This window comes from Alteromonas oceanisediminis (genome assembly GCF_018474025.1).
In the GTDB taxonomy this organism is placed as follows: Bacteria; Pseudomonadota; Gammaproteobacteria; order Enterobacterales; family Alteromonadaceae; genus Alteromonas_E; species Alteromonas_E oceanisediminis.
This window is the reverse complement of record NZ_JAHCTA010000002.1, coordinates 55121-71749: the sequence shown is the minus strand read 5'-3', so window position 1 is coordinate 71749 and position 16629 is coordinate 55121. Positions and strand designations below refer to the sequence as shown.

At 49.0% G+C, this 16629-nt stretch carries 16 protein-coding genes; 12 read left to right on the top strand and 4 right to left on the bottom strand.

From position 1 onward, the window contains the following. The first annotated feature begins 2 nt into the window (after positions 1-2). The 5 genes from KIU71_RS03510 to nspC all read left to right on the top strand — a co-directional run bounded on the left by KIU71_RS03510 (position 3) and on the right by nspC (position 4570). Positions 3-701 (top strand): outer membrane protein, encoded by a 699-nt coding sequence (locus KIU71_RS03510; RefSeq protein WP_214129798.1) that lies wholly within the window; start codon positions 3-5, stop codon positions 699-701. Between the two features lie 16 nt (positions 702-717). Next, complete coding sequence (locus tag KIU71_RS03505; protein WP_214129797.1) at positions 718-1650, top strand: 1-aminocyclopropane-1-carboxylate deaminase/D-cysteine desulfhydrase; 933 nt, start codon at positions 718-720, stop codon at positions 1648-1650. Positions 1651-1706: 56 nt separating this feature from the next. After that, complete coding sequence (locus KIU71_RS03500; RefSeq protein WP_214129796.1) at positions 1707-2117, top strand: hypothetical protein; 411 nt, start codon at positions 1707-1709, stop codon at positions 2115-2117. Between the two features lie 99 nt (positions 2118-2216). Continuing rightward, positions 2217-3416, top strand: coding sequence for a saccharopine dehydrogenase family protein (locus KIU71_RS03495; protein ID WP_214129795.1), 1200 nt, complete (start codon positions 2217-2219; stop codon positions 3414-3416). Between the two features lie 17 nt (positions 3417-3433). Beyond that, positions 3434-4570 carry a carboxynorspermidine decarboxylase gene (gene nspC, locus KIU71_RS03490; RefSeq protein WP_214129794.1) on the top strand — a complete coding sequence of 379 codons (1137 nt, stop codon included), beginning with the start codon at positions 3434-3436 and terminating at the stop codon, positions 4568-4570. Positions 4571-4575: 5 nt separating this feature from the next. Here nspC and KIU71_RS03485 read toward each other — a convergent pair whose 3' ends face one another. After that, entirely contained in the window at positions 4576-6654 is a 2079-nt protein-coding gene (locus KIU71_RS03485; protein WP_390881768.1) for a TonB-dependent receptor, read from the bottom strand. Between the two features lie 76 nt (positions 6655-6730). Further along, on the bottom strand, positions 6731-7627 hold the full coding sequence (rsmI, locus tag KIU71_RS03480; protein WP_214129793.1) for a 16S rRNA (cytidine(1402)-2'-O)-methyltransferase: 897 nt from the start codon (positions 7625-7627) through the stop codon (positions 6731-6733). A gap of 90 nt (positions 7628-7717) precedes the next feature. Here rsmI and KIU71_RS03475 point away from each other — a divergent pair, with 90 nt between their 5' ends. From KIU71_RS03475 to KIU71_RS03455, 5 genes are all read left to right on the top strand, one after another. Beyond that, entirely contained in the window at positions 7718-9661 is a 1944-nt protein-coding gene (locus KIU71_RS03475; RefSeq protein ID WP_214129792.1) for a penicillin-binding protein activator, read from the top strand. After that, complete coding sequence (locus tag KIU71_RS03470; RefSeq protein ID WP_250207240.1) at positions 9648-10013, top strand: YraN family protein; 366 nt, start codon at positions 9648-9650, stop codon at positions 10011-10013. Before KIU71_RS03475 ends, KIU71_RS03470 begins: the two co-directional genes overlap by 14 nt. Positions 10014-10018: 5 nt before the next feature. Next, positions 10019-10612 carry a phosphoheptose isomerase gene (locus KIU71_RS03465; protein ID WP_214130148.1) on the top strand — a complete coding sequence of 198 codons (594 nt, stop codon included), beginning with the start codon at positions 10019-10021 and terminating at the stop codon, positions 10610-10612. After that, positions 10612-11205 carry a BON domain-containing protein gene (locus tag KIU71_RS03460; protein WP_214129790.1) on the top strand — a complete coding sequence of 198 codons (594 nt, stop codon included), beginning with the start codon at positions 10612-10614 and terminating at the stop codon, positions 11203-11205. Before KIU71_RS03465 ends, KIU71_RS03460 begins: the two co-directional genes overlap by 1 nt. A 73-nt stretch (positions 11206-11278) precedes the next feature. Next, positions 11279-12781, top strand: coding sequence for an Hsp70 family protein (locus tag KIU71_RS03455; protein WP_214129789.1), 1503 nt, complete (start codon positions 11279-11281; stop codon positions 12779-12781). Positions 12782-12791: 10 nt separating this feature from the next. Here KIU71_RS03455 and KIU71_RS03450 read toward each other — a convergent pair whose 3' ends face one another. Both KIU71_RS03450 and KIU71_RS03445 read right to left on the bottom strand, forming a co-directional pair. Beyond that, positions 12792-13745 carry a lipase chaperone family protein gene (locus KIU71_RS03450; protein WP_214129788.1) on the bottom strand — a complete coding sequence of 318 codons (954 nt, stop codon included), beginning with the start codon at positions 13743-13745 and terminating at the stop codon, positions 12792-12794. A gap of 8 nt (positions 13746-13753) precedes the next feature. Next, positions 13754-14683 carry a lipase family alpha/beta hydrolase gene (locus KIU71_RS03445; protein ID WP_214129787.1) on the bottom strand — a complete coding sequence of 310 codons (930 nt, stop codon included), beginning with the start codon at positions 14681-14683 and terminating at the stop codon, positions 13754-13756. A 368-nt stretch (positions 14684-15051) separates the two neighbouring features. Here KIU71_RS03445 and KIU71_RS03440 point away from each other — a divergent pair, with 368 nt between their 5' ends. Continuing rightward, entirely contained in the window at positions 15052-15444 is a 393-nt protein-coding gene (locus tag KIU71_RS03440; protein WP_214129786.1) for a BlaI/MecI/CopY family transcriptional regulator, read from the top strand. After that, positions 15437-16603 carry a M56 family metallopeptidase gene (locus KIU71_RS03435; protein ID WP_214129785.1) on the top strand — a complete coding sequence of 389 codons (1167 nt, stop codon included), beginning with the start codon at positions 15437-15439 and terminating at the stop codon, positions 16601-16603. Before KIU71_RS03440 ends, KIU71_RS03435 begins: the two co-directional genes overlap by 8 nt. The last annotated feature ends 26 nt before the right edge of the window (positions 16604-16629 follow it).

The following is a 16629-nucleotide window of genomic DNA, read 5'->3' as shown; positions in this document are numbered from 1 at the left end:
CGATGAACTGCTCTTGTCCCCTACCAATGAATATGATAGCTGCGACCTTATTTTTCGTACCCGCGATATGTTCCACGGCTCATGCCAAGGAAAGCCCATGGTACGTTCGCTCCTCAGTCGGCGTTAGCCAGTTGTCTGACCATAGATTTGTCGCCGATAATGTCAATGTCGACTCGCAACGGCTGAGTAATGGTATTTGGAACGTGGACAGCGACACCGGATTTTACTCCGGGTTGGGTGCGGGTTATCAGTTTAGTTCGGGTTGGCGAACTGAGCTTTTTTGGGAGTACCGCACCAATGACTCGACTACGCAGGTTGCCAATGCCGGCAACAATTTCCAAGGGAATTTGGCGTCAAGCATCGTTTTTGCAAATATTTACTACCCGTTGATAGAACTCAACAAATGGAAGGTGCTGGTAGGAGCAGGAATTGGCTGGATACAGGAAATCGATATTGATCTCGAAGATACGATAACAGGCACTGAGGTTGAGCGGTCATTTTCTGGCGACAATGATGTTGCTGCACAGATTATGCTGGTCGCCGAATTCGAATTAACACGCTCGTGGTCCGTTGCTGCTGAAGGCCGCTACACTCGTGCCAACGATATTGCGCTCAGTGGAGAGGAAAATGCCGTAGGTCATCTCAGTGGATTTAAATATACCCCCATCAGCTTAGGTATTTCGATACAATACCAATTTTGATGATTAAGTGTGAAATGTGTCTGAAGCAGACGATTCTACAAAGGCGATAGCTCTGCAATTGCCATCGCCAGTTCAAGCAATCTCACCACAATGGCGGAATGCTAATTGTCTACAATTGTTTGTTAAGCGTGATGATTTAATACACCCCATCGTGTCGGGCAACAAATGGCGTAAGCTCGCCCCCCAGCTTGCGCGTCTTTCTGGAACTCGACCGGTGCACGTCATCAGTTTCGGCGGTGGATTTTCTAACCATCTACATTCACTCAGTTTTTGCTGTGCGCATAACGGGTTCCGCTTCACCGCCATGGTTCGCGGCGACTATCGACGTAATCTGACTCCCATGCTACGCGACTGCGAACGCTGGGGCAGCGAGATCCGCTTTCTGACTAAAGCTGAGTACGCCAGGCGTACAGAGGAAGGGTTCATAAACTCACTTAAGTCGCAAAACCCTGGAGCAACCCTGATTCCTGAGGGCGGCAGTCACCCTGATTGCTTGACAGGCATGCAGATGCTCGCCGATGAACTCACACAACAAATCGGGCAGGTTGACGCATTATTCGTTCCGGTTGCCAGCGGCGGCACGTTAGCCGGTCTCGCCGCTGCACGCGGGCAAACAAAGCAACTGATTGGCGTGGCAGTACTGAAGGGCCAGCAATACCTTGAGTCACTGGTTGAGGGGCTTCTAACCCATAATCCGCGGAAAACCGTGAATACGTCTTATAGGATCACGCACGATTTTCATCATGGTGGCTATGCGAAGGCGCCTCATTTGCTGAAGTGCTTTTGTGATGAACACTCTGAACAACTTAACCTTCCGCTTGAACCTATCTATTCTGGCAAAGCGTTGTTCGCCATGAGGCAGTTTGTTGAGTCGGGCTATTTCACGCCCGGTCAGAAAGTCGTGTTTTTGCACACCGGAGGTATTCAAGGTACTCGCCCTCTTGTGTGAACTAAAAACCATGCAAAAGCGTTTCTACACTATCAATGTGAACAGATGAGGTTTGTTTGAAGCGATTTAAGACACCGAGCATGGCATCGGAATGTGAGTCGCTGGTGCAGCATGTATTGGATTTCGCTGCCGTTATGTTGCAGTTTTCAGATAATCCATACCCATTTGCCGCCATCCGCGTGCATGGCCGAATAGAGTGTGTGTTCTGCCCGGAAAATTCGAATGAAGACGCAAGGTCTAACTCCATGATCGAACAATTGGAGTGGCTAGTACTAGATCGCCAATTTCAAACACGCACCATCAGCAGTGTCGTGGCATTCTGTGCTGAAGTCGAGACGGCCGGTCATGATCGAATGGATGTTATTGTCACCAAGATTGATGATGGGCAAGGTTTGGAAGTGACACGGTTATATCCGTTTAGCCGTGATCAGACAGGATTGACGTTCAGCGATCCGATTTCCTATTAGGACGCGTTGATTGTTACGGTACATTCAAAACTTGAAAGAAATCCATTAGCTGCTAGCATTCAGCGCAATTACACTTATCGCAATTTTGGAAGATTATCTATGGCTAACGTTTTAATCATCGGTGCAGGCGGCGTTGCTGCCGTTACCATTAAAAAATGCGCACGACTGCCGGCGCATTTTGACGAAATCTATTTAGCAAGTCGAACCGTCTCTAAATGTGAAGCCCTGCAAAAAGAAATCGGTGCAGACCGCGTGAAAGGCGTGTTTGCTGTAGATGCTGACAACGCCAGCGAAGTAGAAGCGCTAATCAATAAAGTCAAACCAGACTTAGTCATCAATCTGGCACTGCCCTATCAAGACTTACCGATTATGGATGCCTGTTTAGCGACTAAGACTGACTACCTTGATACCGCAAACTATGAGCCTAAAGATGAAGCCAAATTTGAATACTCGTGGCAATGGGCATATCAACAGCGCTTTCAGGATGCCGGTATCATGGCTCTACTCGGCAGTGGTTTTGATCCAGGCGTTACCAATGTATATACGGCGTATGCGGCAAAGCACCATTTTGATGAAATTCACTATTTAGATATTGTCGACTGCAACGGCGGCGATCACGGGCAAGCATTTGCCACTAACTTCAATCCCGAAATTAATATCCGCGAAATAACTCAGCGCGGTAAATTCTGGGAAAACGGCGAGTGGAAAGAAACCGACCCACTCAGCGTGCGCGAAGATTTGGACTATCAGAATATCGGCGTTCGCGCGTCTTACCTGATGTTTCATGAAGAGCTTGAATCGATTGTAAAACACTTCCCAACGCTCAAACGTGCGCGCTTTTGGATGACCTTCGGCGATGCTTACCTCAATCACCTACGCGTGCTGGAAGGTATTGGTATGACAAGCATTGAACCGGTTGAGTTTCAGGGGCAGAAAATTGTGCCGCTTGAATTCTTGAAAGCGGTGTTACCCAACCCGGGTTCACTGGCAGAAGGCTATACCGGACAGACTTGTATCGGTACGTACATCACAGGTATCAAAGACGGTAAAGAAAAAACGATCTTCATTTACAATAATTGCGATCATGCGGTGTGCTATGAAGAGGTTGGCGCACAGGCAGTTTCTTACACCACGGGCGTACCGGCAATGATCGGGGCTTCGCTAATGTTAAACGGAACATGGAAGAAGCCAGGAGTGTGGAATATGGAGCAGTTCGATCCTGATCCTTTCATGGACATGCTTAACCAACATGGCTTGCCATGGCATGTCATTGAATGTGATAGCCCATTTAAACGTTAATTAGATAAAGGACTGTTATGGACTTGCTCGATCGCGATGATATTCCATCACCCTGTTACGTCATGGAAGAACAACGCCTTGAAGCCAACCTGAGGTTGATGCAACGCGTTCAGGATGCCACTGGCGTGCGTATCATCTTGGCTTTGAAGGGGTTTTCCATGTGGTCGACATTTGACCTCGTAAAACAGTATTTGCACGGCGCGACGGCAAGTTCAGTGTGGGAAGCCAAATTAGCCCGAGAAGAAATGGGGGGAGAGGTTCATGCCTTTTCGCCGGCTTACAAAGAGTCAGACATGCGTGAACTCATCGAGCTGGTCGATCATTTATCCTTCAACAGCTTGACTCAATGGGAACGTCACAAAGCCACAATGCAGGCCTCATCTGTCAGCGTTGGGTTACGCGTGAACCCCGAAAACCAAGAAGCGGATACCCCTCTGTATGACCCGTGCGCGCCAGGCTCAAGATTAGGCATTTTGGCGGCGCAGTTGCACGGTGTTGATTTAACCGGGATTGATGGTTTTCATGTGCATAACTTATGCGAATGTGATTCTTTTGCGACAGAGCGCACGCTTCAGGCCATTGATGAAAAGTTCTCATCATGGCTAGGTCAACTGAAGTGGCTCAATCTCGGTGGCGGTCATTTGATGACGCGTGAAGGCTACAATGTGGAACATTTGATTTCCACATTGAACACGTTCCAAGCTAAGTATCCTAATCTTGAAATCATCATGGAGCCGGGTTCTGCTGTGGCGTGGGATACTGGGCCTTTGATTTGTGAAGTTGTCGATATTGTTGAGAATGACGGTAAAATCGCCATACTGGACATTTCGGCGACGGCACACATGCCTGACGTTTTAGAAATGCCCTACCGCCCTCGTTTGCGCAATGCAGGGCTACCAAAGGACAAACCCTATGTGTATCGATTAGGTGGCAACTCGTGCCTTGCTGGCGATGTCATTGACGCATTTAGCTTTGACAAGCCTCTGCAAGTGGGCGACCGATTGCAGTTTGAAGACATGATGCACTACACCATGGTTAAAACTACGTTCTTCAACGGCGTTGAGCACCCTGCCATAGCCATTTTGCGCAAAGATGGCTCGTTGGATGTGGTTCGTCAGTTTACCTACGCAGACTTTAAAGCGCGGTTGTCCTAACCGCGCTAAAAGCTATATTCAACGCCCACTAGACCGCTTCGCGGTTTGCCCGGAAAGTATCGGGGCCCTGTGAAGCTGGTTGTGTCAGCGCGTTCAGCGTATTCACGATCAAACACATTCGCTATCTTTGCGGTTAACGTCACATTTTGGGTAACAGCCCATACCATTCCAACATCAAATACGTTGTGTCCAGCGTAGTATTCTTCATTTTCAGGATCTAAGAAGTAACCATCGGTGTACACCCAATTCAGCTCTACATCAAGGGATTCAATGGGTTGCCATAATAGCTGCGCATTCGCTAAGCGTCTTGGAGCTGTATCCATATCATTGCCCGCAATAACAAGGTCGCCCTGATCATTCTGATACTGATGACGACCATAGGTTAGCGCGCCACTCACCTGCCAATGGGAACTGAGTGTGTAGTTTGCGCTGATCTCAATACCCTGATGGCGCGTGTCACTTTCACTACGATTGAAGAAGTCTGTATCACGAATAATGCCGTTGCGCTTTTCCATATGATACACCGCCAGTTGCCAGCTTATCGGCTCAGAAAAGAAGCGATAGCCTATTTCAGCATTGGTTGCCTCTACATTGTCCAAATCAGCAACGACTTGATCACGCTGAAGCCGGTACAGCTCAGTTGCCTGAGGAGCGCGAAAGCCTTGTCCGACAGACGCATACCAGAGACTGTTTTCACTGGCGTAGTAGCTTAGTGACGCTTGAGGAGATACCTGATTAAACCGGTCATCGCGGCTCGCCGGACGACTGTAGCGACAGCCTCCGAATCCACACGGTTCGCCTGTATCACGGGTGCGCCCCGAAAGCATATTGTTGGTGTAATCATAGGCAATACTTTCGGCTCTTGCTCCAAAGGTGAATTGCCATTGCGTTGTCAAATCCCACTGCCACTGAAAAAACGCTGACAGCACCTGCGCGTCAACCTGGTAATCATACTGTTGCCCACTGGGTATGGTTGCCATCAAAAATGCAGAGCCTTGGGTGGGTGATTCTTGGAACTGAGTTAGCGATCCATCGGTGGCTTCTGCGTCAATACCTGCCGTCAATCGATGTGCTGGCGATAGTGTCAACTCGAGAGCACTTTTCAATCCGATACCCTGTTGGCTATTTTGCTCCAGTGGCTGACCGGGTAGAAAGTGCATCAGAAATGTCATGTCCTGATCACGGGCATAGGGCGTGACTTGCCATTTCACTGGATGGTTGGCTAATTCAGTTTGCCCTTCAAGCTTGACCCACAATCGCGTTGCTCTGGCTTTACGAAAAGCTTCAGGATTGGGATTGCTCTGTGCGATTTCTGAGTCTTGATAACTGTCGGGACCCACGATGTACCCTGCCGTTTCCTGATCGAGATCACTGAAACTTAAGCCAGCGGTGAGCGCCAGATCCGTACTGTCGTATCGATACCGCACATGAAACTTCGTTTGCTTAATGCCTTCTTCATCGCGGTAGCCACCATCATCTGTCACTGACAGATTCAGACCTACACCATGCTGGCTAAGCCCATTGCCAACACGCAAACCGGCACGAGTGTAACCAAAAGACCCCCAATCTGCACTGAGCAGCGTTTGCGCATCGATTGGATCCTGCGTTATAACATTGATCACGCCGTGCAAGGCATTTGAGCCATACAACACGCTACCAGGCCCTTTTAACACTTCAACCGAACTGGCGTATTCAGTTCCCGCCTCAAACAACTCATTGATGTTACAAAACCCGGCTGCTCGTAACGGGATCCCGTCTTCAGCGGTCAGAATTTCACCACAAGCGCCCGCGCCGGTGAACACCGGAGAGCGAATACTGGGCAAATACTCCTGCCCATTGCCGCGCTGCACATTGACGCCGGCTATTCTCACCAACGCCTGTTGAATATGCACTGGATTAACGCGTTGCAACTGTTGCTCATCGAGCCAAGACAAAGTCAGCGGTGCTGCCAATGCCGGACTGTCAAAACGTGATGCTGTGGTAGAAATGCGTTCAATATCGTCCAGCGGGGTTTGCGCTGCTACAGCATTAAAAACCGCCATAGCAACAAAAAGCGCACGTAGTTTCAAAGAGAGAAGCTCCATCCAAGTGATGTCGTAAACGCTATGATAACAAACACCCGCGGGAGCACGGCACGTCATTGAACGAGTGACGGAGTAATTACACCGTGTTCTTGTGGAGCGTGGCTTGATACAGCGCGTTTTTCTTAAGCCCATAGTGCTCAGCCACGATTGCAGCAGCTTGCTTGGGTGGCAGTAACGGCACCAGCGCCGCGTGCAGTTTAAGGGCTTCTGCCGGTATACTTTCATTGCGCTGCGGATTAGGCCCTACCATTAAAACGAATTCGCCTCGCTGATGATTAACATCACTGTGAAGCCAGTTCAGCACATCTTGCGCGCTGCCGGTAACGTAGGTTTCAAACGTCTTAGTCAGTTCTTTGGCCAGAACCACGGTTTGGTCCTCTGGCAATATATGCACCATCGCTTGCAGTGTCTGTTCAATGCGGCGCGGAGCTTCATAGCACACAGACGTGTAAGGTGATTGTTGCAACCGCTCAAGCGCCTGGGTCAATGCAACCTGCTTGACCGGCAAAAAACCCACAAATATAAAGCGATCGGTCGGCAGCCCCGATGCACTTAAGGCAGTAATTGCTGCGCACGCTCCAGGTAGCGCGACGATTCGGATACTCTGCTTCCGACACTCGCTGACTAGCACATAACCGGGATCGCTGATCAGCGGCGTTCCGGCGTCTGAGATCAGCGCGACGCTTGCGCCACCTTGTAATTTGCTGATCAATAATTTTGTTCGTTTTTCTTCATTATGATTGTGCAATGACAACATATTGACCTGTAAACCGATGTGTTGAAACAAACGCTGGCTGTGCCGAGTGTCTTCAGCGGCAACCACATCCACGGCGTCCAGTACTTGCACAGCGCGATGCGTAATATCACCCAGATTGCCAATCGGCGTGGGTACGATATAAAGAACACCAGGCTCAACAGCAGCGTGGTCAGGCGCGTCATCAGCTAACACCGCGTCATCAATGCGATCGGACATGCAATAGGGCTCTATATTTTGTGTGTATGGGGTGAATCATATCATGCTCATGGTACACTGGATTAAAATTAGCGGATTACCCTTTATCGCATGCCGAATTACCTATTCCAATTTATCTCAACGTACCGCTTTGCAGCGCTTTCTGCGACGGTACTGATCGGTTTATCAGGCTGTGGTTCGACACCGACTCCAGCACAAAAGATTGCGAAACCGTCACCAATTTCTACCAACGACGTGGTCGATCCAGCGCAGTCAGAGCGCACGGCTGAAGATGTACTTAAAGAGGCCGAGGCAGCATGGTTATCCCAAGGCAACGTAGCGTCTCGCAATAAAGCGGTAGTAGAGGCTGCCGAGCTTTTTTTACAGACGTCGCGGTGCCCAAGAGCGTTAACCGCGTTGAACTCGGTCTACGCGGGTCTCACAGACCGACAAACTCAAATACTGGCTGACTCGATTATTGCAGAATGCGCTCCGCAGCAAGCTCTCACACTCGAAGAACACGCTCAACTTATCGCAATTCCAGCTGCTCAACATACTGTTCGTAACCGTCAACATCGCATTCAGGCTGGGATTTTTGAGCGACAGAGTCAATGGTTAGCGGCCGCCAATGCATTAGCCCAGCAAACCGAACTAGATGAACGCAGTGTCGAATTTATTTGGTCCTTTATCCACCGAACGCCCTACACAGTGCAGCAACAATCACTTAATCGCTACCCCGCACTGCGTCAGTGGTTAGCACTATCGGCAATGCTTCATCGATATGGCCAAAGCCCAATGCAGTTGAAAAGAGCGTTTGACAGCTTTTCCGTTCAAAACCCCGACCATCCACTCGTGCTCAACGTACCGGCCGAGTTTGTTGACGGTATGGCAGTAAATTTCACGCCACCGCAGCGCATCGTCGCGGTATTGCCCTTATCAGGCCGCTTAGAAGCGCAAGGTACAGCCATTAAGCACGGGATTCTAGCCGCGTATTTACATGCTAATGGAGCGCAGGAAAACGTTACTGGTGTAGCACCAGAGTTAACCTTTCTCGATAGCAATGTGTTCTCAATGGTGCAGATTGCAGAGCAACTGGACAACGTTGACCTCGTGATTGGCCCGTTACTGAAAGGCAATATTGATGAACTTACGCCACTATTAGCCCCCCAAACGGTGATGATCGGGCTGAATCGCGTCGACACCCAGAGCTCACGTGTCGAGATGGCTCTTGACTCTCAAACCGAGGTTGCTCAGAACGATACTGAGAGTATTGATGCGCATCGCCTATATTTCGGACTCGCTCCAGAAGATGAAGCTAAGCAAATGGCGCAGATAATCTTTGCGCGAGGGCTGCGCACGCCCATCGTAGTGCATGGGCAAGACTCCATTGGACAACGACTCGCCGCAGCGTTTTTGGAAGAGTGGCGTTACCTTACCGGCCAACGCGACAATCGCGGTGTCGATATCGTTAGCTTTAACGATAACGATGGTATGCGCGAGGGTATACTTGGCGCGCTAGATGTTGAACAAAGCAAGGCTCGCATTCGGGCATTAGAAAACATTCTTATTCCCGAGCTGTACAACGTGCCGCGCAACCGCCGCGATGTAGACGCGATCATCGCGTTTGCAACGCCGGAGCAAACAGAGCTGCTTAATCCGATTATTGAAGCCAGTTTAAGTCCATTTACCGATGCTCAAGTTCCGGTATTTACCACATCACGCAGCGTCAGTTTGAACGTCACCAAGAATCAGCTTCGTGACTTGCAGAATGTGCACTTTATCGATATGCCTTGGCTTTTGCCCAGTGCCGCAAACACTGAGTTAGGCGCACAAATGAACACGCTATACCCTAATCAGCGCGACAGTGTGAAGCGTCTATTTGCGTTGGGTTTCGATGCTTATCAGAAAATACCTGCTTTCGCTCATCTGGCTGCTATCCCTCAACTAAGCGTTGACGGACTCAGTGGCACACTGAGTATCAACACCGCCGATGAAGTTGAGCGGACGTTGCCATTAGCAAAAATTGATAATGAGCGTGTCGTTGAGCTCGACTAAACCACCCACGAGTAAAAGTATTGGTGATCGGGCCGAAACCGCTGCCAGGGTCTATTTAGAGCTGAACGGCTTGCAATTTATTGCACAAAACTATCGCTGCAAAATGGGCGAGATTGACTTGATTATGCGTGAACAAAATTGCTGGGTGTTTGTCGAAGTAAAATTCCGCCAGCAATCCGATCACGGTCGCGCAGCGGAATTTTACAACGCCGCGAAGCAGCGAAAGCTGCTTAATGCAGTGCGCTTGTTTTTATTGGATAATCAACTAAATGAACACCACACCCCCATTCGTATCGACGTTGTTGCCATTGACGATGACGAGCTCGAGTGGATAAAAAACGTTACGGGATGATGTCGATGTTAGAAAAAATCAAAGCGAACTTTACTGAAAGTGTGCAAACAAAAATATCCGCCATGGAAGTGCTGCCGGAAGCGATTGAAAAAGCGGCGACTATGATGACGCAATGTCTTATTGGGGGAAATAAAATACTTTCGTGCGGCAATGGCGGGTCGGCAGGAGACGCTCAGCATTTCTCATCTGAACTGCTAAATCGCTACGAGCGCGACCGCCCTAGCTTACCAGCGATGGCGCTAACCACAGACAGTTCGACCATTACATCGATTGCTAATGACTACAGCTACGATGAGGTATTTGCCAAGCAGGTTAGAGCGCTAGGGCAGCCCGGCGATATTTTACTCGCTATATCCACCAGCGGAAATTCGCGAAATGTCATCAACGCGATGCAGGCCGCACTCTCCCGAGATATGACTATTGTTGCATTAACCGGTAAAGACGGCGGAGAAATGGCTGGCTTCCTGGGACCGAATGATGTTGAAATTCGCGTTCCTTCTTCGCGCACCGCTCGTATACAAGAGGTACATCTCCTGGTGATACACAATTTGTGCGAATGCATTGACGATACATTATTCCCTGTTTCTGGAGATAGCTAATGCGTGGCAGAACAATTCTGAAATCGCTCATTTGTGCAGGTGTTGTCGCAAGTACCCTGCTCCAATCAGGGTGTGCTGTTGTGGCCGTCGGCGCAGCAGGAACGGTAGCGGCGGTGAGCGCCAATGACCGGCGCACGGTTGGCACCCAACTCGATGATACGACAATGCAAGGCAAAATAGCGTTTGAAATGTCTCGCGATGAGGTGCTCAAAGAGCAGGCTAATATTCAGGTTAAGGTGTATAACAAAGTTGCGCTATTGACCGGGCAAGCCCCTAATGAGGCACTCAAGCAAAGTGCGGTAGCCGCCGCTCAGCGTGTCGAACATATCAGTAAGATACACAATCAAATCCGGATCGGCTCGCCTATCAGCGCGACCACACAAGCCAATGATATTTGGCTGGCCTCCAAAATCAGGGCGCAGTTTGTGACTGATGAGCGTGTTCCCACGTTGAACGTGGATGTAGTCGTTGAAAACAGCGAGGTTTTTCTCATGGGAATGTTAACCACTCAAGAGGCAAATGCGGCCGTGGACATTGCACGCAATGTCAAGGGCGTGACTCGCGTCACACGTGCTTTCGAACTAAAGACCTAGTGAAAGCCCTAGTCAAAACCCTGCATTTTACATTACAATCCGCGGCCGTTTTATTTATCGGCACGCGGACGTTATGGCAGCTATTGGAATCGATTACGGCACATCAAATTCAGAAGTCGTGTTTTATGATGGCAAAACGCATCACAGTATAAAGCTCGATCCCTCGCTTGAGGATGCCACCAAAATACGCTCGTCCGTGTTTATTTATTATAACGATGAATTACCCATGCCTCCGGCCAGCGCGATTGAAGCCAAGATGGAGCAGATACAACGGGTTATTCATGAGCAAATAGACAAAGCCAAAAGCCACTACTACGACGCCACAGACCCGAAAGAACAAGAAATTTATAGTGACAAAATTGATGACCTGCGCGCGCAGTTTCACAACCGCCCAGCGCTACAACGCCGAGCTATTCAAGCACTTCTGAACGATCTTACGGTTCAGGATTTGTCATTATCACAACTGGTCGACACCGGCACGTTCGCCTTCGGCGAGGCCGGTTTTAAGCGCTTTTTGAAAACCCCTGATAAAGGTCGCCTGATTTATTCCCCGAAAAACTTTCTAGGAGCCAGTTTGGTGGGTGGGCAGCAGCAAGCATTCGTAACCATGATTGCCAAACAACTGCAGTTTTTTCGCGCCAGTGCTGAGCAGCAACTGAATCAAAGCGTCGATACTGCCGTGATCGGGCGTCCGGTTCGCTTTCACGGGACACGGGGTGAAGAGGGCAATCAGCAGGCGCTCGGAATCATGCGCGACGCGGCGAAAAAAGCAGGGTTTAACCGTGTCGAATTTTTGGAAGAACCGATTGCCGCAGCCTACAAAGTTGAACATCAACTGCAACGAGACACCAATGTACTGGTCGTGGATATTGGGGGCGGCACGACCGACGTGTGTTGTATCAAGTTGTCGCCGAATCGCAGCATCGAGGTAGACAGACAAACAGACGTACTATCGGTGACAGGTGCTCGGCTAGGCGGTATGGAGTGCGACAAAAACCTGATCATCAAGGCGATAGCGCCAACTATGGGGCAAGACTTGCTGATGCAGAACGGCCTTCCGGTACCTCCAACGTATTTTTCAGATATGTGTGCGGTTGACGATATCCCCAAAATGAATCACTTCTTCTCTGATGAATATGGCTTGGATATCGCGCAGACCATGTCCATTGTTAAACAGCCCAAGTTACTGGGCAGGCTCCTCACCGTGCAAGAGGAGAAGTTATCTGCACGTTTGGTAAATTCCTCTCGTCTTTCGAAAGAATTACTATCATCCAAACGCAGCATTACCCTGCCCCTTCATTATATTGAAGCTGATTACGACGTTAAGATAACCCTAGATGACCTGCACCGTTCAATGCGGCCGTGGTTGCGGCGGGTAAAAAAATTAGTCACAGAATGCTTGGAAAGTAGCGCACAGCCGCCCGAAATGGTGTTTATTACCGGCGGAATGAGTCTATCGCCGATCGTTAAGCAGGAACTGCAAGCCATGCTGCCAAGTGACCTTCCATTGATTGAAGGCGATGCGTTCAATTCGGTCTGCGAAGGGCTAGCGATTCAAGCAGCTAAATTGTTCTAGGGCCTGTTGATTACAAGTCTGGGTTGTCTAGGTACACGCGCAAGCGACGTTGTTCAGTTTTGCTAAATGCACCAGCCACTTGTTCGTCTATCTTTCGCTGACGCGCTTTGGTACTTAAACTGTCGGGTAATTGACTAAGCCATTGGCGATGCGCTTCCACTCGCTGCTGCCAGACAGCTTCTTCCTGCTCGTAGGTTTCCAGTCGCTCGGCCACGGCACTGCCAAACTCTGCTGCCACTGCGCTAAAGCGTGTCGTAGATTTCGGGTAAACAGCTCTTAACGTTTTAAGCCGTTCAATATCAAGCGAAGGCTCGTAGCCCGCGCGCTGTTCTGGCGGTAAAGAGGCAATGTTCTGCATGACTAACCGGCGTTTTTCAGCGACAGGTAAATCTTTCGATGCACTGACGGCTAGTCGTGCGAGAGCTGCCTGATCAAACGCCGCCTCAGACGCAAATAGTACACGATACTCTGCTACCGAAAAGAACTTATGCCGAAGATCATCGCGCTGTTGCAATCGCGCTGCGAGTGAATCGATTTCGGTACGATCATCAATTGGTTCATCAACTTCCGCCAGCGCTGCTTTGTAATCAATGTAGCGTGAAAACAACAATATCGCGTACTCAGCGGTATGCGGAGAATACAAAGAAATCGCCTGTTGCGCAAAAGCCTGTTTAATAGCGTCGGGCTTAAAGTTTGCGTGCAACTCCTGATGCGAGAAGATAAACGCATCGAACTCAGCTCGCGTCTCGTGATCAATGATGAAGTCTCGGGTATTCTCTGGCGTGGCGTTTGCGCTACCAGTAATGCTTGCCAGTGAATTAGACGCTTTGTCACTTGTGTCACGCCAAGCATCCTCTTCAGCCAACTGTTCATTGCCACCAAACCAATAGTCAGCCCCCAACAATGCACTGGCTAACAGAAAAACAATCAGCGCTAGAAGACGTCCCTTTGTTTTGCCTCGCATGAATGGACTTACAAACCAAGACCTTTCAATCTATTGGCATGGCGTACATACACCTGTGCTGGGTCAGTTTCAAATAGGTGCGTGATCCCAAGTGTTTGATTTACTTCATCCAGATGATTCATACGATAGTTGTCTTTAAGCACATTGCCTAGATGCGAACTGCAGCTGGACACAAGCCCATCGTTTGTTTCAGAAAATGCCAATCCAGTTAGCGCCAATAATGGGTCAGCCACATCGAAAACATTGGTATAAGTTTTACCACCACTCCATGAAAAATATTGAACGCCATTAGATTCACGCTGACGACCATCATTGGCGCAATAACGACTGGGCAATCCTTCTGGATAGCGTTGATTAAATTGGTTTGCTCCCTCCGTGGAGAGAGAACGTAGCGCTGCGAGTGAATCGGTTGGCAGCTGAGAAGGATTTGATCCCGATAAAAGCTCAAGAATATTTACGAAACCGTTAAAAACAGTGGCTGTAGTACCTTGCAGTACATCACTTCCACTTAAACCGGTCAAAACAATGTCTGCCACGGGGCTACCGCCGTTTACACCTGCCACCGTTGTCACCGAGGCAACTTTACTCGGCGCGACACTGGCGACATATCGCGCCGTTGGGCCACCGTGACTATGCCCTATTAAGTTCACTTTTTCGGCTCCGGAATGCGCCAGTACCTGATTAACGTACGATAGTAATTGTTCGCCCCTGACCTCGGTTGAGTTGGCAGGCGATACCGTTGCCGCATACACTTTCGCACCTTTGCGCTGCAATTTGTATGGGATCTTGTAGAAGTAATCGACCCACAGTACATCGTCGAAACCAAATAAACCATGCACCAATACAATTGGGTATTGCGTTTTGGCATAGGTTGATGCGTGAGATAAGGGCGCCCACAACAAGGCAACAGACATCATTAACAAAGCAAATTTTTTCATCGGGTTGTTCACTCCAGTGCTTATCACGAACTGAGAACAGGTCAGACAAGTGTTAAAATTGTGTTAACTATTGGTTAAATTTGCATTTTGCGCAACCCATGGGATGCGGATGATCACTGTAAAGGTAAGAAAGTTCTGCGCTAGTACACTTAGCGCACACGCTATACCGTCAAGGTGGTAGGGGTTTGAGCCGTATTTCATTTGCCATTGAGCTTTTCAAATAGCACTTTATCTAATTCATCTATAGCTAGCATTTTATGTATGAATGGTGCGTTTCGCGTTAGATAAATTTTTCATCGTAGTCCTTGCAATTAAGAATTACACATGTAATCTTATTTGGACTACAAACGTAATCATAGGTGAGTGAGATGAATGCAAAGTCCGATATCCCGGATATATCCAGCGCAGAGTATGACGTATTGGATGCTGTTTGGGATGGTTATCCTGTGACTTCAAACGAAGTGGTCAGCCGCCTGAATCAACGCAAGAGCTGGCATAATAAGACGGTGAAAACACTGTTAGGCCGCTTGGTCAAAAAGCAGGTACTCGCCTTCGAAAAACAACAACGCAAATACCTTTATCGCCCGTTGATCGCCCGAGAGGAATACACCAAAAACGAGACAACCAGCTTCGTGAGTAAGTTATTTAACGGTAAGATCGCACCAATGGTGGCAGGCTTTGCCAACCAAAACACGTTATCGAAACAGGATGTCAAAGAGTTAAAAGCGCTGATTGAAGAGTGGGAGAATCATCATGATTGATTGGTTGATGGATCAGCAAATTGTGCTTAGCGTGACGATTCTAATGGTCAGTAGCCTGTGTCTTTTCTTAATGCATCGATTGGATGGCACCATAGCGTATGGGCTGTGGATATGTGTCCCCCTGTCTCTCGCACTACACAACCTTCCACTGCAAACTCAAACACCGATCGGAGGTTTTACGCACTACGTCGTTGGCGTAACCAAGAGTCTTCCACCTGCTAACATGAACGTTATGTTTACCGTTTGGCTCAGCGGTGTGGCATTGTTAATCCTGTGGCTGGTGATGCATTACGTTCAGTGGGCTCGTTCTGTTGGCCCGCAGTGTAATAGTGCACCGGTAGCATTTTATTCCTCACGGGCAACTTCGCCGCTTCTGTTTGGATTTTTTAAGCCGATTATTTTGCTGCCTAATCACTTTCATTCACAGTACACCGCAACTCAGCAACAATTAATTCTTGAGCACGAAGCTTCTCACCGCGCAAACCGCGACCATTGGTGGAATGCTCTGGCGCTGGTGATATTGATTGTGTTTTGGTTTAACCCATTAGTCTGGCTTGGCTTTCGTCAATTTCGACGTCATCAGGAGCTTGCATGCGATCAAAGGGTACTCACTGGCAAGACTGAGCAGCAACGAATTTCATATGCAAAAGCGCTGCTGTATTGCGCGGAGCACGCGACTAGCAACATCACTTTAAACCCAACATTTGGAGCGAAAAATACCATGATCCAACGATTAAAACTGATCAAGCAACCCAGCCGTCCAAACAGGCTGATTGTCACCGCCGCCGTCATTTTTGCTATGGCAATAACTACTCATACAGCACTGGCTAAACTGGATAATCGCACGATAGATGCTGATGCAATCAACGCCGCAACACCCACGGTTCGGATAGAACCAATATACCCTGCCACTGCGCTTGAAACAGGTCAGGAAGGCTCGGTGTTGTTGCAATTTGATATAACAAAAGCTGGTAGCACGGCCAATATCGATGTGGTTGAGTCATCGCCGCAAGGGGTTTTCGACGAGAGCGCCATTACAGCATTATCACAGTGGCAATTTAAACCACGTATTCAAGGTGGACAGCGGCTAGAACAGCACGCGCTTTTAGTTCAGCTCGACTTTAGACTGGCTCCACCTGCCACGCAATCTGGCGACTAAACCGTCTGCAGCCCCATGAAAAGGTG